General features: G+C 64.4%; 16 protein-coding genes. 10 read left to right on the forward strand and 6 right to left on the reverse strand.

Annotated features, from left to right (window positions below):
- Positions 1–191 precede the first annotated feature (191 nt).
- Positions 192–413 (forward strand): hypothetical protein, encoded by a 222-nt coding sequence (locus Q2941_RS31290; protein ID WP_254111471.1) that lies wholly within the window; start codon positions 192–194, stop codon positions 411–413.
- 8 nt (positions 414–421) lie between these two features.
- Here Q2941_RS31290 and Q2941_RS31295 read toward each other — a convergent pair whose 3' ends face one another.
- The 4 genes from Q2941_RS31295 to Q2941_RS31310 form a co-directional block, all read right to left on the reverse strand.
- Positions 422–1813, reverse strand: a complete 1392-nt coding sequence (locus Q2941_RS31295; RefSeq protein ID WP_027528406.1) for an NCS2 family permease — start codon at positions 1811–1813, stop codon at positions 422–424.
- A gap of 13 nt (positions 1814–1826) precedes the next feature.
- The gene (locus Q2941_RS31300) at positions 1827–3692 is read right to left on the reverse strand and encodes an adenine deaminase (protein ID WP_458194813.1); all 1866 of its coding nucleotides are present in this window, start codon (positions 3690–3692) and stop codon (positions 1827–1829) included.
- A 14-nt stretch (positions 3693–3706) separates the two neighbouring features.
- On the reverse strand, positions 3707–4372 hold the full coding sequence (locus Q2941_RS31305) for a TetR/AcrR family transcriptional regulator (protein WP_458194814.1): 666 nt from the start codon (positions 4370–4372) through the stop codon (positions 3707–3709).
- Between the two features lie 309 nt (positions 4373–4681).
- A complete protein-coding gene (locus Q2941_RS31310; protein WP_458194816.1) occupies positions 4682–5758 on the reverse strand; it encodes a lactonase family protein in 1077 nt (358 codons plus the stop codon).
- A 304-nt stretch (positions 5759–6062) separates the two neighbouring features.
- Here Q2941_RS31310 and Q2941_RS31315 point away from each other — a divergent pair, with 304 nt between their 5' ends.
- From Q2941_RS31315 to Q2941_RS31330, 4 genes are all read left to right on the forward strand, one after another.
- Positions 6063–6947 carry a GntR family transcriptional regulator gene (locus Q2941_RS31315; RefSeq protein ID WP_254111468.1) on the forward strand — a complete coding sequence of 295 codons (885 nt, stop codon included), beginning with the start codon at positions 6063–6065 and terminating at the stop codon, positions 6945–6947.
- A 120-nt stretch (positions 6948–7067) separates the two neighbouring features.
- Positions 7068–8387, forward strand: a complete 1320-nt coding sequence (locus tag Q2941_RS31320; RefSeq protein WP_458194817.1) for an MFS transporter — start codon at positions 7068–7070, stop codon at positions 8385–8387.
- Between the two features lie 21 nt (positions 8388–8408).
- Positions 8409–11069, forward strand: a complete 2661-nt coding sequence (gene acnA, locus Q2941_RS31325) for an aconitate hydratase AcnA (RefSeq protein ID WP_458194818.1) — start codon at positions 8409–8411, stop codon at positions 11067–11069.
- Between the two features lie 119 nt (positions 11070–11188).
- On the forward strand, positions 11189–12508 hold the full coding sequence (locus Q2941_RS31330; protein ID WP_458194819.1) for a dicarboxylate/amino acid:cation symporter: 1320 nt from the start codon (positions 11189–11191) through the stop codon (positions 12506–12508).
- An 11-nt stretch (positions 12509–12519) separates the two neighbouring features.
- On the opposite strand, the gene Q2941_RS31335 is transcribed toward Q2941_RS31330, so the two are convergent.
- Together Q2941_RS31335 and Q2941_RS31340 are read right to left on the reverse strand one after the other, a co-directional pair.
- Complete coding sequence (locus Q2941_RS31335) at positions 12520–13893, reverse strand: hypothetical protein (RefSeq protein WP_458194820.1); 1374 nt, start codon at positions 13891–13893, stop codon at positions 12520–12522.
- Between the two features lie 108 nt (positions 13894–14001).
- Positions 14002–15276, reverse strand: coding sequence for an allantoate amidohydrolase (locus tag Q2941_RS31340; protein ID WP_458194821.1), 1275 nt, complete (start codon positions 15274–15276; stop codon positions 14002–14004).
- 405 nt (positions 15277–15681) lie between these two features.
- On the opposite strand from Q2941_RS31340, the gene Q2941_RS31345 reads away from it, so the two are divergent.
- From Q2941_RS31345 to Q2941_RS31365, 5 genes are read left to right on the forward strand one after another with little or no spacing between them, the layout of a single operon-like run.
- The gene (locus Q2941_RS31345) at positions 15682–16791 is read left to right on the forward strand and encodes a BMP family ABC transporter substrate-binding protein (protein ID WP_458194822.1); all 1110 of its coding nucleotides are present in this window, start codon (positions 15682–15684) and stop codon (positions 16789–16791) included.
- The gene (locus tag Q2941_RS31350; protein ID WP_458194823.1) at positions 16788–17900 is read left to right on the forward strand and encodes an ABC transporter permease; all 1113 of its coding nucleotides are present in this window, start codon (positions 16788–16790) and stop codon (positions 17898–17900) included. The genes Q2941_RS31345 and Q2941_RS31350 overlap by 4 nt, the downstream gene beginning before the upstream one ends.
- Position 17901: 1 nt before the next feature.
- Positions 17902–18828 carry an ABC transporter permease gene (locus Q2941_RS31355; protein ID WP_027528394.1) on the forward strand — a complete coding sequence of 309 codons (927 nt, stop codon included), beginning with the start codon at positions 17902–17904 and terminating at the stop codon, positions 18826–18828.
- A 16-nt stretch (positions 18829–18844) separates the two neighbouring features.
- Entirely contained in the window at positions 18845–19528 is a 684-nt protein-coding gene (gene biuH / locus Q2941_RS31360; protein ID WP_254111460.1) for a biuret amidohydrolase, read from the forward strand.
- Complete coding sequence (locus Q2941_RS31365; RefSeq protein ID WP_458194824.1) at positions 19525–21057, forward strand: ABC transporter ATP-binding protein; 1533 nt, start codon at positions 19525–19527, stop codon at positions 21055–21057. Before biuH ends, Q2941_RS31365 begins: the two co-directional genes overlap by 4 nt.

The raw sequence follows: 21057 nt of genomic DNA on the forward strand, positions 1-21057 counted from the left end.
ATCAAGAGGTGATCGAATATCGGGACGATATCCGCATGCGCGCGATCTTAACTATTGTGGCGCAAATGATCTGCGGCAATTTGTGAAGAGATGTTCTAAACAACTAATCGAATTCCCGACTCATTGTCGTCGCATGGTTTTCATGCTGCGCCGCTAATCGGTGCACGAACGGCCAGATATTTCGAGGCAACATGAACGACGATTTCGACTTCGATCTTTCGCCGGACCAGTGGGAAATCTTGAAAGCATTGCGCTGTCCGGCTTCGCAGTATCGTCTTTCGAAGGCCCATGCGGTCGAAGACCTCGTCAAACTCGGCCTTGTCACCATCAGGGACGGCGTCCCCAACATGACTTCATCCGGCCGCAAGGTGCTGGTGCGCGGATCGTGCCGGCTGCTGGATCTTGCGGCGTAGCCCTGCCTTCAGAATATCTGCGCGATCACAATCGCGTAGGTGATGAACACGACACCCAGCCCCCAGACCATTGCCGGAATCTGCGCGCGGCGCCCCATGGTCACCTCCAGCGCGATGTAGCTCAGCGTCCCCAGCGCCATGCCGTTGATGAGATTGTTGGTCAGCACGGTGACCAGCAGGGTGAGCACAATCGGCACCGCATTGACGAGATCGGTCATGTCGATGCGCGCGAGACCCTGCATCATCAAGACGCCGACGAGCACCAGCGCGGGCGCAGTGGCTTGCGGCGGGATGATGACGAAGATCGGCCAGAAGAACAGCGCGAGGAAGAAGAGCGCCGCGACGGTCACTGAAGTAAGGCCGGTGCGGCCGCCAGCCTGCACGCCGGTGATGGACTCGATATAGGCCGTGACGACGGAGGTGCCGAGCAGCGGGCCGACGATGGAGGCCGTCGCGTCGGTCGCAAACGCCGCGGTAGCATTCGGAATCGAACCATCCGCCTTGCGCAGATTGGCGGCGCCCGTGACGCCGATCAGCGTGCCCAGCGTCGAGAAGAATTCGGCGCACAGGAAGTAGAACAGTAGCGGCAGCGCGACGACGAAATGGCTGAAGAGATAGCCGACGTCGAGCGCCATGAAGGTGCTGGTCGGCCAGCGCGGCCACGACATGATGGCTGATGGCACCGACGTCACCATCTTCCCGTTCGCACCGGGAACGAAGAAGCCGATCAGGGTCAGCACCGCGATCGAGAGGATCAATGCGGCCGGCACCCGGCGCGCCACCAGCACCGGCGTCAACAGGAGACCGAACAGCGTCAGCAGCACCGGCGGGCTGCGCAGTGATCCCATCGCGATGTAGGTCGAGGGGTTCTGCACCACGAAGCCGGCGCCGCGCAGCGCGATAAAGACGATGAGCGTGCCGACGGCAGCCTGGATGCCGATCTTCAGCGCTTCCGGAACGTCCTTCGCAACCTTCTCGCGCAGTTTCGACAGGCTGAGGATCAAAAACAGCACGCCGGTGAAAGCGACCATGGCGAGCGCACCCTGCCAGGGCATGCCCATCTGCTTGACGATGACATAGGTGAAGATGACGTTCGAGCCCATCGCCGGCGCAACGGCGAGCGGCAGGTTGGCCCACAGGCCCATCATCACCGAGCCGAAGATCGCGGCAAGTGCCGTGGCGCTGACGAGATCGGCGCGATCCATTCCCGCATTGGACATGATCGCCGGATTCACCGCGATGATATAGGCCATCGCCGCGAAGGTGGTCGCGCCGGCCATCACCTCGCGCCCGACGCTGGTGCCGCGCTCGGTGAGGCCAAAGATGCGATCGAGCGGGCCTGCGCCGGCGCGCGGCGCCGGCTCTGCGGAAGCAGCTTGCGGCGGCGTCATCTCGTTCATCCCAGTCACTCCCCTACCAGACCACCGGGTGCGCTTCACCGGTTTGTACATTGATGAACCCGAGCGGCGCCTGCTCGCACGGCGCCACCAGCACCCAGCTCCAGGGCGCGCAGGTCAGCGTTGCGAACATCAGCCTTTCGGGGAATCCCGGATACCAGCGCGGCCGGAAGGTCGGCTCATACATCCAGTCGACCTTGCGGCCCTCGGCGTAGAGCGCCTGCATCTCGGCATCGAGCGCCTGCGCCGAGCGACAGCTCATCAGCCCGCCGACCTCGAAGCGTACGGTCGCAACGAGCTCACCCTCGCGCACCAGCGCCCATCCGCCCTGAAGCTCGATCAGCGCGTTCACCGCCTTGGCCATCGCCGCGTCGGACGAGCCGACCACCCAGATATTGTGCTTGTCATGCGCGACCGAGCAGGCCAGCGCCGTCTCCGGCGTCCGCGGTCCGCAGCCGCGCCAGAACATCTTTGCAACCCGTCCATCGCCGGAGAAGCGGTCGACGATGGCGAACTTGGTAATGGCCTCACTCTCATCGCGCTGCACGGCGCCGTCGCGCACCGGCAATTCGAGCGTGTAGAACTCGGGATGCCAATGGAAGGGACGGATCACGGCCGCCTTCATCGTGGTACGGCCGGGCTCGGCCGACAGCGCGAAATCCTCGGGCTTGATGGTGCGCTTGATATTGACCGTCTTGGTCGCCCATTCCGGCCATTCGATCCTGGGGACCTCGCCGAGGTAGCGCTTGCCGTCGGAGACCTGCACGCCATCGGCCCACACCTCGGCAATGCTGAGCTTGGATACGTCCGAGAGCAGCACGACATCGCCAAAGCGGCCCGGGGCGAGGCTGCCGACGAACGGCGTGAGGCGCATGTGCCGCGCCGGGTTGATGGTGAGACACTGGATCGCGATTTCCGGCGCGAGGCCGGCTTCGATCGCGACGCGCGCATTGTGATCGCTTGCGCCAAGCTCGAGCGTGTGGCTGGCGCTACGGTCGTCGGTGGTGAACGCGATCTGCGACCAGTCCTGCAAGCCCCTGGCGAGGAGCCATTTGACGATCTCGTCCATCGCGTAAACGCGCAGCTCGACGAACAGGCCGCGGGTGAGCTTGTCCCAGGTCTCTTCCGGCGTCTGCACCTCGTGGTCGGAGGCGAGCCCCGCTGCGGCAAAAGCGTTGATGGAGGGCAGATCCCGCAAGCCCGACGCGTGGCCTTCGACGACGCCGCGCGCCGCGAACGTCGCCTCGATCATGCCCCAGAGCCGCTTGTAGGAGGGATTGTCGGGATTCCAGACCGCGGGCCAGTCCATGACTTCGTCGAGCCCGGTGACCATCAGGCTCTCGCCCATGAAGCGCACTTGCTCGTCGCGGCCATACCAGCCGCCGCCCCATTCGTTAGCCGTCGGCGGGACGGCCGAGCCAGGCTGCGGAAAGATCTTGAGCGGCGAGCCGCGGCGGCGTGCCTCGAACCAGAATTCGAGATTGCGTGCACCGTTGACATTGGAGAATTCGTGGCTCGCCTCGCAGGTCCAGGTATTGCCATGCGGCAGCACCAACGCCGCCTCCCATTCCGGCGTCAAATGCGAACTTTCGATGTGCTTGTGCACCTCGCCGAAGCCGGGCACGGCGGCAAGATCCGGCCGATGCACGCGTTCGCGGACCTCGCCGGGGTAGCCCCCAGCGGGCCCGACCCACGCGATGCGCCGTCCCCTAAAGACGATCTCCTGATCCTCGCTCCAGGTGCGGCTGTGGACGTCGAGCAACCTGGCAACCCGCAAGGATCGATCGGCGGGGCGACGGCCGAGCGCCGTCAGGACGAGGTCCTGGCGAATGCGAACCTCGTCGGGCGCGTTGATCAGGAGATCGCCGGGTATCGCATTCATGCATTGCCCTCACTCTACGCCGGCTCTTTCGCAGCCGTGGCTCGCTTTCGCGATGATTTGCCGGCCTTGCCGGTGCGCGCCGCAGCAGCAGCATCGCGCTGACGGACATCTTTCAAGAGGGTCGTGAGCGCCCACTCGATCGCGTCGGCAACATCCGTGCTGGACATGCCAAAGTCCTCGCGCATCGCATTCCAGGCCAGCACGTTGTTGAGATAGGACGCGAGCGCCTCCGCCTGCCGGACCTCCTTCGCAGGAAGATGCAGCACCAGCGGCGCCATCGCCTTGCGATGCTTCTCGATCAGGTGCCGCCGGAAGCCGGCGCGCACCCTTCGGCCGGCCCGCGTCATCGCAATGGCGCGCGCCAGATGCGGATGGCGGTCGAACCGCTTGCACAGCTTGCGGAAGATATCCGGTAGCTCGTCGGGCGATGTGAAGGGAATGTAGCTGAAGACGTTGTTCTCGATCCACTCGCCGGCCGCCGCGAACAGCTCCGCGCGGGTCTTGAAGTGGCGATAGATGGTCCGCTCGGCGACCTTGGCGCGCTTGGCCACCGCAGCCATCGAGATGTCGTCGGCCGCTTCGTCCTCCAGCGTCTCGACAAAGGCCGCCACGATGCGTTGCCGCGTCATCTCGGCGTACTCGTCGCGGAGGCTCGACCCGTGTCGCTTTGCTGTATTCATGTCATAAGTCTGACATCGGGCGATTTCAGCGGTCAAGCCGAGATTTGAGGCACCCCGCGCTGCAACGATGGGCGAAGGTGTACTCCTCCAGGCCCGAGCTACGCTCCGGCGTCTCCAGCGGCAATGACTTCGCCGTTGCACGGGGGGGCCGGCATGAGGCCGGTGCTCAATGCATCAACATCGTCATTGCGAGCACAGCGAAGCAATCCAGAACCCCTCCGCGGAGACACTCTGGATTGCTTCGCTGCGCTCGCAATGACGGCGCAAGGTGTGACGTCGCGACTGATCAGCGTGCGTCTGCGCACCCAGTCAACCCGTTTTGAAGAGAACGCAAACCGGGCTGCCGACATGGACAACCTGGGCCGTCGCAACGAGGCGGCCGCTGGCGGCATCGCGCTTGAAGAGATTGACCGTGTCGGTGTCCTCATTCGCCGCGAACAGGAAGTCGTCCGATAACGCCAGCGCGAAGAAGCGCGGCGTCTTGCCGCCGCTCGGCATCCAGCCGACGGACGAAAGGCGGCCGGTCGCCTGATCGATTGCAAAGGTCGCGATGCTGTTCTCGCCACGGTTGGAGGCGTAGACAAAGCGCCCATCGGCCGATACGGCGATCTCGGCCGCGCGGCTGTTGCCCGTATACGCGTCAGGCACCGCGGAGACGATCTGGAATGGAGCAAGCGCACCGGTCGCGGGATCGAAATGATAGGCCGCGACGGTCGAGTCGAGCTCGTTGACGACGTAGGCGAGCCGCCCTTGTGGGTGAAACGCCACGTGGCGCGGCCCCGCTCCTTCCCGCGCCTGCACCGGGTTGCCGGCGAGCACGAGCTTTCCCTTCTCAGCATCGATCTTGTAGGTGAAAACGAGATCGAGGCCCTTGTCCGGTACCACAATGAACGCTCCTGATGGATCGAACTCGACCTGATGCGGCTTGGCGAAGGGCTGCTCGACGCGATGCGGGCCGATCTTGCCCTCCACCTTGACGAGATCGATCACGGCACCGAGCGAACCGTTGTCCTGCCGTGGCAGCAGCGCCAACGTGGACGTGATGTGGTTGGCGACCACCACGAAGCGGTTGGTGGGATCTATCGCGAGATGGACGGGGTTCTTTCCTTCCGTGCCCTGCCGGTTGATCACGGCGAGCTTGCCGCTCACTGGGTCGATCGCCATAGCCGTGATATCGCTGAGATCGCCATGCACCGTGTAGAGGAAGCGTCGCGTGCGATCGAAGGTGAGAAACGACGGATTGACGAGATCGCCGAGGAACTGGACGTGGCGCCAGGCGCCGGTCGCATTGTCCATCGCATAGACGTTGAGCCCATCGCCACGGGCGTTGCGCTCCTTCGTCGTGCGCGCGCCGACATAGACGAATGAGTGAGAGCCTTCGAGCATGTTGTCCTCCGGATGGGACGTCTGTGTCTGAGATAACGCGGATGCGCCAGGCCATGCAGCGTTCACCGCGCCGGCGGCGACGAGGCCCGCGAACATGCGCCGCGACAGGGGTGCGCCGTCAGCGCGGAGCGACGACGTAGGGCGCGCAATAGAATTCTTAGGTGTCACGGCCCCTCCCCATATTGCTTTTTATTTTTTAAAACACAATTCTAGGCAAGACGCAAGAACCGGCGGGCCGCCACGCTTGTACAGTCCGCGCCGGTAAGCGACATCTCTTCAGGAGAGGACCAACCCGAGTCGCCCCATGCCCCGCCCCAATCTCGCGACCCAGATGACTGCGCGGATCCTCGACTACATCCGCGCCAACGGCTTGCGGGCCGATCAGCATCTGCCGAGCCAGATGCTGGCGGATGCGCTGCGGGTCTCGCGCGCGCCGATCAATGCGGCGCTGCAAATCCTCGAAGACATGAAGGTCGTCCGCTCCGAGCCCAATCGCGGCTTCTTCCTGGTCAAGAGCGCCACTGAGCTCGCCGATCTGCCGGATGCGGAGGACGCCGAACCGGAGCGCGAGGACGAGTGGTACTTCGCCATCGCCGAGGACCGGCTGGCCGGAAACCTCCCGGACAAGGTCAGCGAGAACGAGCTGATGCGCCGCTACGGCCTCTCCCGCACACGCCTCCTGAAGATCCTCACCAAAATAGCCGATGAAGGCTGGATCGAGCGCCTGCCCGGCAATGGCTGGGCGTTCGGCCCGCTCCTGACCTCGCGCGAGAGCTATCAACAGGGCTATCAGCTGCGCGTCGCGCTGGAGCCACAGGCCCTGCTGCTGCCGAGCTTCGAGATCGATCGCGCGGCGTTTGCGGCCGCGCGCGAGCAGCAGCAATGGCTACTCGACGGCGGTTACAAGCGCGCCTCGCGCTCGGAGATATTTGCCGCCAATGCCGAGTTCCACGAAATGCTGGTCGGCTGTGCGCGCAACCCGTTCTTCCTCGATGCGGTGAAGCGCGTGAACCGGCTGCGGCGGCTGGTCGAGTACCGCATCACGGTGGACCGCAGCCGTCTCCCCATCCAGTGCCGCGAGCACATCAACATCCTGACATTGCTGGAAAAAGGCCTGCGTCAGGAGGCGTCAGACTTCCTTCGCGTCCACATCGAGGGCGCTGGCCTGATCAAGGTCCCAAAGGTCTGACTTCAACCATATTGCACTTTATTATATAAAATGCATATATGCCCGCAAGGCGCCCGCCTGCGGGGAAGGTTGTGGCGTTGCCGACAAGCCCCGACGAAACGCAGCAAGGGAACGCCGTCAATGTCCGCCACCGCAGCGACCATCGAGCAATCCACCATGCGCAAGGTGTCCTGGCGCATCGTGCCATATTGCTTCAGCCTCTACGTCATCTCCTATCTCGACCGCGCCAATATCGGCTATGCGGCGCTTCAGATGAACAAGGAGCTCGCGCTGTCGAGCGAGGCCTTTGGCTTTGCCGCCGGCATCTTCTTCATCGGTTATTTCCTGTTCGAGGTGCCGAGCAACATCGCGCTGAACAAATATGGCGCACGTATCTGGATCTCGCGCATCCTGATCAGCTGGGGCATCGTCGCGACCGCGAGCGCCTTCGTGCAGAGCGCGACGCAGCTCTATATCCTGCGCTTCCTGCTCGGCGTCGCCGAAGCCGGCTTCTTTCCCGGCATCATCATCTATCTGACCTACTGGTTCCGCGCCAAGGAACAGGCGACCACGGTCGCGCTGTTCACCGCGGCCATTCCTGTGTCCTATCTGATCGGCGCGCCCCTAAGCACCTGGATCATGGACCACGTCGGAGGCTTTGGCCTCAGCGGCTGGCGCTGGATGCTGTTGCTCGAAGGCGGCCCCGCCATCGTCGCCGGAATCGTCAACTACTTCATCATGACCGATCGCCCCGAGCAGGCCAAATGGCTCACGCCGCGGGAGCGCGACTGGCTTACCGAGGAGCTGCGCAAGGACCAAACCGGCCGCCGTAACGTTCAGCATCTCGGCATCGTCGCCGCGATCACCAACCCAAAAGTACTGTTCCTGTCGGTGATCTATTTCATCTACCAGGTCGGCAATCTCGGCATCGGTCTCTGGATGCCGCAGATCATCAAAGGCCTCTCGTCCTCGCTGACGAATTTCGAGATCGGCCTCGCCGCCATGCTGCCGTATGCCTTTGCGACGATCGTGATGGTGCTGTGGTCGCGCAATTCCGACCGCACCGGGGAGCGGCAGAAGCATTCCGCGATTCCGCTGTTGTGGGGCGCGGTCGCGCTTGCGCTCACCGGGCTCGCGGTACAGCCCGCCGTCGCCATGACACTGATCTCGCTGTCGCTTGCCGGCATTTACGCCTTCAAGTCGCCGTTCTGGTCGCTGCCGGGGCTGTTCCTGACGCGCTCGACCGCAGCCGTGTCGATCGCGACGATCAACTCCATCGGCAATCTCGGTGGCTTCGCCGGCCCCTACGCCATCGGCGCAATCAAGGACGCCACCGGCAGCGCCTATGGCGGGCTCCTGTTCCTCAGCGGATTATTGTTTGTGTCCTTCCTGATGACCTGGTTCGCCCGAATGGAGGACGCGGACGAAGCGCAGACGCAGGCTGCCGAGCAACACGCCTGATCGGATAGGCAGGATCGAGAGATGACTAGTTCCGGAACGCTCCGCTGCGGGTCGCAGACTTATCACATCGCCGACATCGCCGCCGTGGCAGGTGAGGACCTCCTTCGCCTGCCGGTGATCCTGCGCATCCTGCTCGAGAATGTGCTGCGCATCGGCGGTGCGGAGCGGGACGCATCGGTTGCCGCGATCCTCGGCTGGCTCGCCGATGGACGCAGCGAAAGCGAGATCGCCTTCCAGCCCTCGCGCGTGCTCATGCACGACACGACCTGTGGTCCGGCGCTGGTCGACATTGCGGGTCTGCGCGCCTCGCTCACGGAAGCTGGCGGCGATCCGACTCGGCTCAATCCGGTCCTACCGGTCGACGTCTCGACCGATCACTCACTCGGCGCCGACGTGTTTGCACGGCCGGATGCGATGGCGCGGAACATGGCGCAAGAGCTCACGCGCAACGGCGAACGCTATCGTTTCATGAAATGGGCCAGCCAAGCGCTCGAGGGCGTGCGCGTGCATCCGCCTGGCACCGGCATCATGCACACGCTGAACCTGGAGCGGCTCGCAAGCGTCGTGACGACGCTGCACCGCGACGGCGAAACGTGGGCCGTACCCGACACGCTGATCGGCACCGACAGCCACACACCCATGATCAACGGGATCGGCGTGCTGGCCTGGGGTGTCGGCGGACTCGAAGCCGAAAGCGTGATGTTCGGCATGCCCGTCGCGATGCGCGTGCCCGATGTCGTCGGTGTACGCCTGACCGGGCGGCTGCGTGAAGGCGTACTCGCGACCGACCTTGCCCTGACCGTCACGGAGCGCCTTCGGCAGATCGATCTTGCGGACCGCTTTGTGGAATTCTTTGGGCCAGGTGTCTCGGCGCTCTCGGCCGGCGATCGGGCCGTTGTCGCCAACATGACGCCGGAGTTCGGCGCCAATTCCGGCTACTTCCCGATCGACAGCCGGACGCTCGACTATCTCGAGCAGACCGGCCGATCACGCGAGCAGGTCGCGCTGGTCGAAGCCTATGTTCGGCGCCAAAAACTCTGGTTCGATCCCGAAGCCGCGCCGCGCTACACGGAGACGATCAGCATCGATCTCGACGAGGTCGAGGTCAGCCTCGCCGGCCCTCGCCGGCCGCAAGACCGTATCGCTGCCAGCAAGACCGCCGAGACGCTCTCGCTTGGACGTTCCGCTGCAACGACTGACGTGGAGCGCGCCGATCCGCCGGTCAATGGTGCGATCGCGATCGCCGCGATCACGAGCTGCACCAACACCTCGGACCCAAGGCTCCTGATCGCCGCAGGCCTGCTCGCGCGCAAGGCGCGGCGGCTCGGGCTCATGCCGCCCGCCTGGGTGAAGACCTCGCTCGCGCCGGGCTCGCCGACTGCGGAGCGCTATTTGCGACGCTCAGGCCTGCTCGACGATCTCGAGACGCTCGGCTTCGGCATCGTCGGCTATGGCTGTACGACCTGCATCGGCAACTCTGGGCCGCTGGCACCGTGCATGGCCAGCGCGATGGCCGAAAAGCAAATGGCGCCGGTCGCCGTGCTGTCGGGCAACCGCAATTTCCCCGGCCGCGTGCATTCGCAGATCGAGCTTGGATTTCTTGCTTCGCCGCCGCTCGTCGTGGCCTTCGCACTCGCCGGCGATGTCGCACGCGACATTTTGCGCGATCCGATCGCGCGCAGTTCTGCCGGCACCGAGGTGCGCCTGGCTGACATCTGGCCGACTGGTCGCGAGATCGATGCGGCCTTGGCACTCGCACGCGACGCACGCGACTACGCTGGTGCCTATGACGCCGCGGAAGCCAGCGCCGATTGGGCTGCGTTCTCGGCACCCGCCACAGCGCTATTCCCTTGGGATGACGCCTCCACCTATATCCGCCGCCCGCCTTTCGCGGATTTTGGCCATGGCACGCGCCTTGGACATTACTCGGCAACGCCACTCCTGGTGCTCGGCGACGACATCACGACTGACCACATCTCGCCAGCAGGCGCGATCGCGGCGAACGGCGAAGCGGCGCGTTATCTCGTCGCGCGCGGCGAGGACCCGCATGATCTCAACGTATTTGCGTCACGCCGCGGAAACTGGGAGGTGATGCTGCGCGGACTGTTCACCAACAAGAGCGTGCGGAATCTGCTCGGTCCCGATCTGCCGCCCGGACAGACGATTCTCGCAGGCTCCGGTGAACGGCTATCGCTCCGGCTTGCCGCCGAGCACTATGAGAAGCAACAGCGCGCGATCGTCATCGTGGCTGGCGAGCGCTACGGCATGGGCTCGTCGCGCGACTGGGCGGCGAAGGGCGTTGCGCTGCTCGGCGCGCGTGCGGTGTTGGCGTTGAGCTTCGAGCGCATTCACCGCTCCAACCTGATCGGCATGGGCATTCTGCCGCTCCGCCTGCCGCCCGATCGCCGGCCGCAAACGCTGGACATAAGGCCGGATGATCGCCTGGAGATCGACGCACACATCGGCGCGCTCAAGCCGCGAGCAACAATCAAAGTTCGCCTCCTGCGCGACGGCGCCGAGATCGTCCGCTTCGATGCCATCGCTGCGGTGGAAACCAATCTGGAATGTGAGACCCTACGTGTCGGCGGGCTGCTGCCGCTCATTCTGCGACGCCACTCGGCTAGGCCCATCGAACAAGCCGGCGAAGCATCCCTCGAAGGGACCGCAATTTTGTCGGTTTGAAGCGAGGCGCTGGGGGAAAGTCGAGAAAAACGAGCGGATTCCCGGCCAGATCGCGACAAACTGGCACGGTTGTTGCTCCTTTTTGGCGTCCAAGACGCGTCAAACCGGGGGAGTTCACCATGTCGACCATCACCGCGGCGCCGGCCGCCGAGCCGAAGCCGCTCTATACCTCGCTGTTCGTCCAGGTCCTGGCGGCGCTGGTGCTCGGCATCCTCCTGGGCGTGACCGTCCCGGACTTCGCCATCAGCCTCAAGATCCTGAGCGACGCCTTCCTCAAACTGATCTCGATGATCGTGGCGCCAATCGTGTTCTGCGTGGTCGTGCATGGCATTGCCGGCGCCGGCGATCTCAAGAAGGTTGGCCGGGTGGGCGTCAAGGCGCTGGTCTATTTCGAGACCATGACGACGGTCGCGCTCGTGGTCGGCCTCATCCTCGCCTACGTCTTCGGCCCCGGCCACGGCATGAACATCGATCCGTCGACGCTCGATGCCAAGGCGCTCAACACCTACGCCGACAACGCTCACAAGCTGCAAGGCGCGGGCATCGGTGCCTTCCTGCTCAACGTCATCCCGTCGACCTCGTTCGATGCGCTGTCGCGCAACGACGTGCTCCAGGTGCTGTTCTTCGCCGTGCTGTTCGGCGTCGGCCTCGCGCTCGTCGGCGGCGAGAAGGGCAAGCTCGTCATCACCATCGTTGACGCGGCCTCCACCGTGCTGTTCCGCGTCATGGGGCTGATCGTGCGGGTCGCCCCGCTCGGCGTGCTCGGCGCAGTCTCCTACACCGTCGGCAAATACGGCGTCGGCTCGCTGAAGCAGCTCGTCTCGCTGGTGATGCTGTTCTACGTCTCGGTCGGCATCTTCGTGCTCGGTGTGCTCGGCGGCGTAATGGCCCTCGCCGGGATCAACATCCTCAAATTCCTCGCTTACCTGCGCGAGGAGCTGACCATCGTGCTTGCGACCGCCTCCTCCGACGCGGTGCTGCCGCAAATCATGAAGAAGCTGGAGCGCATGGGGGTGAAGGATTCCGTGGTCGGCCTCGTGATCCCGACCGGCTATTCCTTCAACCTCGATGCGTTCTCGATCTACCTGACGCTTGCGGTGGTCTTCATCGCGCAGGCAACCAACACGCCGCTGTCCTTCGGCGATCTCCTCCTGGTGCTCGGCGTGTCTCTGATCACGTCAAAAGGCGCCCACGGCGTGCCGGGCTCGGCGATCGTGATCCTTGCGGCGACGCTGAACGCGGTGCCGAGCATTCCCGCGATCGGCCTCGTGCTGGTGCTCTCGGTCGACTGGTTCATCGGCATGGCCCGCGCGCTCGGCAACCTGGTCGGCAACTGCGTCGCCACCGTCGTGGTCGCAGCCTGGGAAGGCGATCTCGACCGCGCCAAGGCCGCGCAGGTGCTGGACGGCGGCGAAATGGTGGACGTGACGGAGGGATAGCTGTCCGCGGATCAGTCGTTCCAATGGAGGAGCGGCGTTCCATACGCCCTCCTCCAGACCGACAGGAACCGCGGAAACCAGGAGTGAGCAACGGCACCCTTATAGGCCCAGGTGCGATACTTCAGACCCTGCTCCGAGATCAGTTCCTGATATCCGCCGTGGACCTCGGTCGCGGTGCGGATGTCCTTCAGAATTCCCTGGGCGCAGGAGCGGTAGGTGTCGCGACCTGAGAATTCATCATAGTCCAGCATGCGATCCGCGAACTCGACGTTGAACGTCGGCCATGAGGAACGTCCCTGGTAGGCAGGAGCAGCGATCTTGTGGATCATCTTGTTCCGCGGATTATCCGCGGACACCAGGAAGTGAAAGGTACTGGGTATGCGAAAGCGCGGTTCGGCGATGATCAGATCGGTCGTGGCCGCAAACAGCGCGCGCTCGCTTGCATCGCTCAGATCCCAGAAGCCGCGATGCACGCTGACGAAATCCAGCGCAACCGAGGACACCGGAGTGCCTGCCGGGCCGTCCAGGGAATGTCTAACATGGCCGTCCTTGCCGAACAGCCGGAGCAGATCCTTCTTGTACTGTGCGAGGTCGCGCCCGAGCAGCTGCTTCAGCTCCTTCTGATCGACGATCCCGAGCTGCACGCTCCAAACGAAGGTCGTGTAGACACAGGCGTTGGTGACAAACCGCTTGCGCTCGGCGCGGGTGTCCGTCGCTGCTGAGCGAGAAGCGTTTGCGTCGCAAAGCAAATATTCGGTGCCGTCATCGTCGAACGGCTCGAGCCCGCTTGCGAGCTGCAGGATCGCACGCTTCAGGTCAACACCGTATTCGGCCAGCAACAGGTGGCCGGCATGCGCGCATTGTGACATTGCCAGGTAGGACGACGCCCGCTCCTCGGCAGAGATCATCTGCCGGAGACCGGCTAGAATGCCGAGCAGCGTATCGGAGGGCCGAGAGAAATAGTTCACCCCGAGATAGCGACCGCGCCCTGCCGGGACGATCGTCGTCGTGACGACGTCGGCGCGAACCGCCTCGAGCAACAGGCGAACGCTCTTTTCGAGCAGACGCGCACGCCGCACCGCGTCCCGCGAATCCATGATGGTCTCAGGATCAAGAACGTCCGGATAGAACCAGGCGAAGTCGCGCGGGTAATAGGCGGATGCGTGCGGCGCCCCCGTGACGAGGAATGCCTCGGTCACCGAAAAAGCGCTGTCCATCGAGTGCCGGTAAAGGTCCTCGATGAGCGTCAACGAATGATGCGACTTCCTCAGGAATCGATCGCCGAGAAAATTGACCGCCTGGATGACATTGGCGACGAAGGTCGCAGCCATGCCCTGGTAAAATCGGTTCGCATGGTGAGATGGAAATGGAATGTCGCTGTTCATGTGCACGTCGGCCAATGTCTCGTGATCCCGGTGATGGCCACCATCTTAAACACGTCTGATTCGTATCTCTACCTGATGACTTGCGGGATCGATGACCTGCGGCCATCGTCAAGCCGTGCCGGCACTGCCCTCGCGCGGCCTGAAATTCTCGATCACCCGGAGCAGCACGCGGGCGCCCGCGTCGGCATCCGCGAGCTCGACATGCTCGTCGGGGTGATGGCTGATGCCACCGCGGCAGCGGACGAAGATCATACCGACATCGGCGATGTCGATCATGGCCATGCCGTCATGGCCCGCGCCGCTCGGGAGCTCGAATACGGCAAATCCTTCCGCGGCGATCGCCTGCGCGATCTGGTCCTTCAGCCAGGGCGCGCAGGGCGCGGTGCGGTTCTCGTGGGTGACGTCGAGCTGGAGCGACAACTGCCGGCGCCTGGCGATCGCCTCGATCTGGCGGACGACGTCGGCGACCGCGCGCTTGCGGTGCATGTCAGTCGGTGCACGCATGTCGATGGTGAACGACACTTCGCCGGGAATGACGTTGGTCGCGCCGGGCTTTGCGTGGATGTAGCCGACGGTACCGACGAGGCCGCCTTCATCGGTGCGGCAGAACTGCTCGATCGCGGCGATGCATTCGGCCGCCCCGGTCAGCGCGTCGCGACGCAGCGCCATCGGCACGGTGCCGGCGTGGCCGGCCATGCCGGTCAGCCGCGCGGCGAGCCGCGTCGCACCGGCGATCGCGGTGACCACGCCGACCGGGAGACCTTGCGCTTCCAGCACCGGTCCCTGCTCGATGTGCAGCTCGAGATAGGCCAGCAGTTCGCGCCGCGTCCGCGCCGCCGCGCCGATGTGGTCAGGATCGAGGCCGAACTGCACGAGCGCATCGCGCATCGAGACGCCGTCGCGGTCGCGTGTGTTCAACACGCTCTCGTCGAAGGTGCCGGCGACCGCGCGGCTGCCGAGCAGCGTGGACGCAAAGCGCACGCCCTCCTCGTCGGCAAAGCCGATGACCTCGATCGCGAACGGCAGGCGTTTGCCGCGCCTGTTCAGCTCAGCGACGCAGGCAATCGCCGTGATCACACCTAGCGGACCGTCCCATTTGCCGGCATCGCGCACGGTGTCGTAATGCGAGCCCAACATCAGGCACGGCAAGCCCGGCCGCTCGCCCTCGTAGCGGGCGCAGACGTTGCCTATCGCATCGAGATGGGCGCTCATGCCGGCCTCGCGCATCCAGGCGAGAATGAGATCGGCAGCGGTGCGCAGCTCCTTGCTCAGATAGATCCGGGTGAGCTTGGCCGCATCTTCAGAGATGGAGCCGAGCTCGTTGATGCGTCGTACGATCTCCTCGCCGAGCGAGCCATTTTGAACGGCGATACCAGGAGCCATCTCGCTCAAACTTTCCATCCTGCAGGCCGCAACCGCTCAAGCGAGGCCCGGTGACCATCGATACAAGTTCGGTGCCAGCGCACGCCTCACGCGCAGGTCCGACTCGCGGACTGGTTAGCATGAATGCCGGGCCGGCAGGCCACCCGGCACATCGGACAACCGCTGAGAGCCCGGTTAACGTTGCTTAACTGCCTTGCATACAATGTCGCGATACTGCCTATAATTTAATCTGAACGCCATCTGCCCAAGATTCAACCTCAAGACATACCCGTTATTTTACAACGAGTTAATTGCGCATGCTCGCCCGATAACCTCTGGCACGAAGCTTGCGACATCCTGTTCTGGCTGCCCCAGACCGGCGGTGGCCAGGAGAGAGGGGCGGTCCACCCGCCAAGGGAGAATCCAATGGATTTTGGCAGGATTTCACGACGGCATTTGTTGCAGGGTAGCGCGGCGCTCTCCTTGGGAGCCGCGGTCGGTGTCCGCCCGGCTTTCGCGGCCGAGACGACGATCGGCTTCATCTATGTCGGCTCGCGCGACGACTATGGCTACAACCAGGCGCACGCGCAGGGCGCCGCGGCGCTGAAGAAGATTCCGGGCCTCAAGGTGGTCGAGGAAGAGAAGGTGCCTGAGACCGATGCGGTCGAGAAGACCATCGAGTCCATGATCAATCTCGACGGCGCCACCCTGCTCTTCCCGACTTCGTTCGGCTACTACAATCCGCACACGACCAAGATGGCGACCAAGTACCCGAAGCTGCGCTTCGAGCACTGCGGCGGCCTGTGGACCGACAAGGATCCGAAGAACGCCGGCAGCTATTTCGGCTATATCGACGAAGCCCAGTACATCTCAGGCATCGTCGCGGGCCACACGAGCAAGAGCGGCAAGCTCGGCTTCGTCGCCGCAAAACCGATTCCGCAGGTTCTCCGCAACATCAACGCCTTCACGCTCGGCGCACGGCTCGCCAATCCGAAGGCAACCACGCAGGTGATCTTCACCGGCGACTGGTCGATGCCGGTCAAGGAAGCCGAGGCCACCAACAGCCTGATCGACCAGGGCGTCGATGTGCTGACCTGCCATGTCGACGGTCCGAAGACCATGGTCGAGAACGCCGCGCGCCGCGGCGCAATGGTCTGTGGCTATCACTGCAACCAGTCGGCGTTGGCGCCGAAGGCCTATCTCACCGGCGCCGAGTGGAATTGGGAGGCGCTCTATCCCAAATTCGTCAAGATGATAGCAGCTGGCCAGGAGATCCCGAACTTCTACCGCGGCGGCCTCAAGGAGGAGATCGTCAAGGTCTCGCCCTACGGCGAAGCGGTGTCGGCCGAGGCGCGCAAGCATGCCGATGATATCAAGGCGAAGCTCACCGCCGGCAATTACGTCATCTTCAAGGGTCCGATCACGGACAACAAGGGCAAGACGGTGATCGCGGCCGGCACCGAGCGCGGCCAGCAGGATCCTGAGCTCGAGAAGATGGACTATCTCGTCGAAGGCGTGATCGGAGCGACTTCGTGACAACGGAAGCGGCGGATCCCCTCGGGGCGGTCGGGGCCGTCGCCCCGGCTGCCGACGCGGGCTTCCTCCAGCGCCACGGCGCGAGCATCGAGTACATCCTGATCCCGGGCGCGGCGCTGGTCGGCGCGCTCGCGGTGTTCGGCATCTTCGTCGCGCTGTTCGGCAAGAACCCGCTCGACCTCTATTTCTACATGTACCAGGGCGCGTTCGGCACCTGGTTCTCCTGGCAGAACACGTTGACACGTGCCGCGCCCCTCATCCTCACCGCGCTGTGCACGGCGCTGCCGGCGCAGCTCGGCATGGTCATCATCGGCGGCGAAGGTGCACTCCTGATCGGCGCGCTCTCGGCGACCAGCGCGGCGCTGGCGTTGCAAGGCGCACCACCGCTCGTGATGCAGATTGCAATGGTCTGCGCCGGCGTAATTGGTGGCGGCCTCTGGATCATGCTGTCCGGCGCGCTGCGGCAATATCGCGGCGTCAACGAGACGATATCGAGCCTCCTTCTCGTCTATATCGCGCTCGCCATCCTCAACCATCTCGTCGAAGGCGTGATGCGCGATCCTGCGAGCCTCAACAAGCCGTCAACGCGCGAGATCGGCGCGGCCAACATGATCGGCAGCATCCCCGGCACCGACGTGCATTGGGGCCTCGTCTTCGGCCTGGTCGCCGCAATCGCCGCCTACATCCTGATCTATCACACCGTGTTCGGCTTCGCCGCGCGGGTTGCCGGCGGCAACATCCGCGCCGCAAAGATCGTCGGACTCGGCGTCAACAAGCTCATCCTCACGATCTGCTTCCTCGCCGGCGGCGCGGCCGGCCTTGCGGGCATGGTCGAGGTCGCAGCCGTGCAGGGCCGCACCAATGCCAATCTCGCCGCCGGCTACGGCTTCACCGGCATCCTGGTCGCCTTCCTCGCGCGGCAAAATCCGCTTGCGATCATTCCGGTCGCGATCCTGCTCGGCGGCATCAGCGCCAGCGGCGGGCTGCTGCAGCGTCGCCTGGGTCTGCCCGACGCCTCCGTGCTGGTGTTGCAAGGCATCATCTTCGTCTTCGTGCTGGCAAGCGATGCGCTCTACGGCCGCATCAGTTTTCTCAAGGGAAACTCCTGAGATGGCAGATGGCTCGATCGGACTCTGGACCGTTCCGCTCGCCGTGTTCGGCGGCGCCATTCGCGTCTCCACGCCGTTTTTGTTCGTGAGCCTGGGCGAATGCATCACCGAGCGTTCCGGACGCATCAATCTCGGACTCGAAGGCACGCTGGTGATGGGCGCGATGAGCGCCTATGGCATCTCCTATCTCTCGGGCTCGCCCTGGCTTGGCGTGCTCGCCGCCGGCGTCACCGGCGCGCTTCTCGGCGCGCTGCACGCCGGCATCTGCTCGTTGCCGCGCGTCAATGACATCGCGGTCGGCATTGCGCTGATGCTATTCGGTACGGGTCTCGCCTTCTATCTCGGCAAGCCACTGATCGAGCCGACCGCGCCGCGGCTGCCGGCGATCGATTTCGGCTGGTGGAGCGACATCCCGCAAGTTCGTGCGGCGCTGCGCATCAACGTCATGTTCCTGATCGGCGTCGCGCTCGCGCCCATCCTCTACTGGGCCTTCCGCACCACGCGGTGGGGCCTGCTCATCCGCACCGTCGGCGAAAGTTCGGATGCGGCGCGCGCGATGGGCCATTCAGTGCTCTTGATCCGCCTGCGCGCCACCATGGTCGGCGGTTTCCTCGCCGGCATCGGTGGCTCCTTTCTGTCGCTGTTCTATCCCGGAAGCTGGAACGAGGGCCTGTCCTCGGGCCAAGGCATCACGGCGGTCGCGCTCGTGATCTTCGCGCGCTGGGATCCAATGCTGTGCCTGTGGGCCTCGCTTGCCTTCGGCGGCGCCGCGGCGCTCGGACCAGCGCTGCAATCGGTCGGCGTCACCTCCGGCTATCACCTCTTCAACGCCGCGCCCTACATCCTGACGCTGGCGATCATGATCATCACCTGCTCGCCAAAACGAACGTTGACCGGCGCGCCGGCAGAACTATCGATCACCCGCTGATAACAGGGACGAAGCCATGCCCGAGCGCCATATCAAGTCCGAGCCCTACGCCTGGCCCTATAACGGCGATCTGCGACCCGAGAACACGGCGCTCGTCATCATCGACATGCAGACCGATTTCTGCGGCGTCGGCGGCTATGTCGACAAGATGGGCTACGATCTCTCGCTGACGCGGGCGCCGATCGAGCCGATCAAGAAGCTGCTTGCGGTGATGCGCAAACAGGGCTTCCACATCATCCATACCCGCGAAGGCCATCGCGCCGACCTCTCTGATCTGCCCGCCAACAAGCGCTGGCGCTCGCGGCAGATTGGCGCCGGCATCGGCGATGCCGGCCCGTGCGGCCGCATTCTCGTGCGCGGCGAGCCCGGCTGGGACATCATCCCCGAGCTCGCGCCGATGCCGGGCGAGCCCATCATCGACAAGCCCGGCAAGGGCTCGTTTTGCGCCACCGATCTCGAATTGATCCTGCGCGTGCGCGGCATCGACAACATCGTGCTGACCGGCATCACCACCGACGTCTGCGTCCACACCACCATGCGCGAGGCCAACGACCGCGGCTTCGAATGCGTATTGCTGCATGACTGCTGCGGCGCGACCGACAAGGGCAATCACGACCACGCACTGAAGATGATCAAGATGCAGGGCGGCGTGTTCGGCGCGGTCGCGACCTCCGACGCCCTGATCGGGGCGATCTCGTGATCATCGGCGAAATACCTCCGCCGAGTGGTGCCTTCGGCGTCGACGCGCTCGCCATGACCATGCGCTTCGGCGACTTCCTGGCGCTGGACAATGTCGAGCTGAAGGTGCGTCCCGGCTCGTTTCACGCGCTGCTCGGCGAGAACGGCGCCGGCAAGTCGACGCTCGTCAAATGCATCATGGGCTACTACCACGCCACCGAAGGCGACATTCTGATTGGCGGCCGCCAGCAGGCGATCGGCAATCCCAAGGACGCGCACGCGCTCGGGCTCGGCATGGTCTACCAGCATTTTACCCTGGTGCCGGCGATGACGGTTGCCGAGAATCTCGTGCTTGCCCGCGACGACGTTCCAGCAGTGGTGGATTGGGGCAAAGAGAAGAAGGAGCTCGAAGCATTTCTGGCGCGGATGCCATTCAAGGTGCCGCTCAACGCGAAGGTCTCCGACATCTCCGCCGGCGAGCGGCAGAAATGCGAGATCCTCAAGCAGCTCTATCTGAAGCGGCGCTTCCTGATCCTGGACGAGCCGACCTCGGTGCTGACGCCGGCCGAAGCCGACGAGGTGCTCGGCATGCTCCGTGACATGGTGGTCAAGGGCGAGCTGACGATCCTGATGATCACGCACAAATTCCGCGAGGTCATGGCCTTCGCCGATGAGGTGACGATCCTGCGGCGCGGCAAGCTCGCCGGCCAGGGCAAGGTTGCCGAGCTCACGCCCGACGCCATGGCGCGCACCATGATCGGCGCCGAGCAGTTGACAGTGCAGCCCCCGCGTACCGGCGAAACAGGCCAGGCGCGGCTGGAGCTGGCAAAGGTCCGCGCGCTCGACGATGCCGGCGCCATTGCTGTGCACGACGTCTCCCTTACGGTGCGGGCCGGCGAGATCGTCGGCATCGCCGGTGTCTCCGGCAACGGCCAGCGCCAGCTCGTGGAGGTGCTGGCCGGCCAGCGCGACCCCGAGAGCGGCGAAATCCGCGTCGCCGGCGATCCCTATCACGCGCGCCGCGAGGAGATGCGCCGGCACAAGATGTCACTGTTGCCGGAGGAGCCGCTCAAGAACGCCTGTGTCGGCGGCATGAGCGTCGCCGACAACATCGCCTTCCGCGAGTTCGACCGCGCGCCCTTTGCGAGCCTCGGCTGGTGGCTCAACCGCGGCGCCTTCCGCGATGACGCCAGGAAGAAGATCGCACAATACAAGATCAAGACTCGTACGCCGGAGACGCCGATCTCGGCGCTGTCAGGCGGCAACGTCCAGCGCGCGGTGCTTGCGCGCGAGCTCGGCGGCGACGTCGAGGTGCTGATCGCGGCTAATCCCTGCTTCGGCCTCGATTTCGCGGCGGTCGCGCAGATCCACGCCGAAATCATGGCGGCGCGCAATCGCGGCGCGGCGGTGCTGCTGGTCAGCGAGGATCTCGACGAATTGCTCGAACTGTCCGACCGCTTGGTGGTGATGTTCCACGGCGAATTCGTGTATGAAGCACGGACCAGCGAAGCCGACCTCACCGTGGTCGGCCGACACATGGCGGGACATTAA

It is taken from the genome of Bradyrhizobium sp. UFLA05-153 (assembly GCF_054185185.1).

Excerpts from the sequence above, each read along its gene's own strand:
- Q2941_RS31330 (WP_458194819.1), top strand. The coding sequence starts at position 11,189 with ATGTCGACCATCACCGCGGCGCCGGCCGCCGAGCCGAAGCCGCTCTAT.
- Q2941_RS31320 (WP_458194817.1), top strand. The coding sequence starts at position 7,068 with ATGTCCGCCACCGCAGCGACCATCGAGCAATCCACCATGCGCAAGGTG.
- Q2941_RS31300 (WP_458194813.1), bottom strand. The coding sequence starts at position 3,692 with ATGAATGCGATACCCGGCGATCTCCTGATCAACGCGCCCGACGAGGTT.
- Q2941_RS31335 (WP_458194820.1), bottom strand. The coding sequence starts at position 13,893 with ATGAACAGCGACATTCCATTTCCATCTCACCATGCGAACCGATTTTAC.
- Q2941_RS31315 (WP_254111468.1), top strand. The coding sequence starts at position 6,063 with ATGCCCCGCCCCAATCTCGCGACCCAGATGACTGCGCGGATCCTCGAC.
- Q2941_RS31340 (WP_458194821.1), bottom strand. The coding sequence starts at position 15,276 with ATGGCTCCTGGTATCGCCGTTCAAAATGGCTCGCTCGGCGAGGAGATC.
- acnA (WP_458194818.1), top strand. The coding sequence starts at position 8,409 with ATGACTAGTTCCGGAACGCTCCGCTGCGGGTCGCAGACTTATCACATC.
- Q2941_RS31345 (WP_458194822.1), top strand. The coding sequence starts at position 15,682 with ATGGATTTTGGCAGGATTTCACGACGGCATTTGTTGCAGGGTAGCGCG.
- Q2941_RS31355 (WP_027528394.1), top strand. The coding sequence starts at position 17,902 with ATGGCAGATGGCTCGATCGGACTCTGGACCGTTCCGCTCGCCGTGTTC.
- biuH (WP_254111460.1), top strand. The coding sequence starts at position 18,845 with ATGCCCGAGCGCCATATCAAGTCCGAGCCCTACGCCTGGCCCTATAAC.
- Q2941_RS31295 (WP_027528406.1), bottom strand. The coding sequence starts at position 1,813 with ATGAACGAGATGACGCCGCCGCAAGCTGCTTCCGCAGAGCCGGCGCCG.
- Q2941_RS31305 (WP_458194814.1), bottom strand. The coding sequence starts at position 4,372 with ATGAATACAGCAAAGCGACACGGGTCGAGCCTCCGCGACGAGTACGCC.
- Q2941_RS31290 (WP_254111471.1), top strand. The coding sequence starts at position 192 with ATGAACGACGATTTCGACTTCGATCTTTCGCCGGACCAGTGGGAAATC.
- Q2941_RS31310 (WP_458194816.1), bottom strand. The coding sequence starts at position 5,758 with ATGCTCGAAGGCTCTCACTCATTCGTCTATGTCGGCGCGCGCACGACG.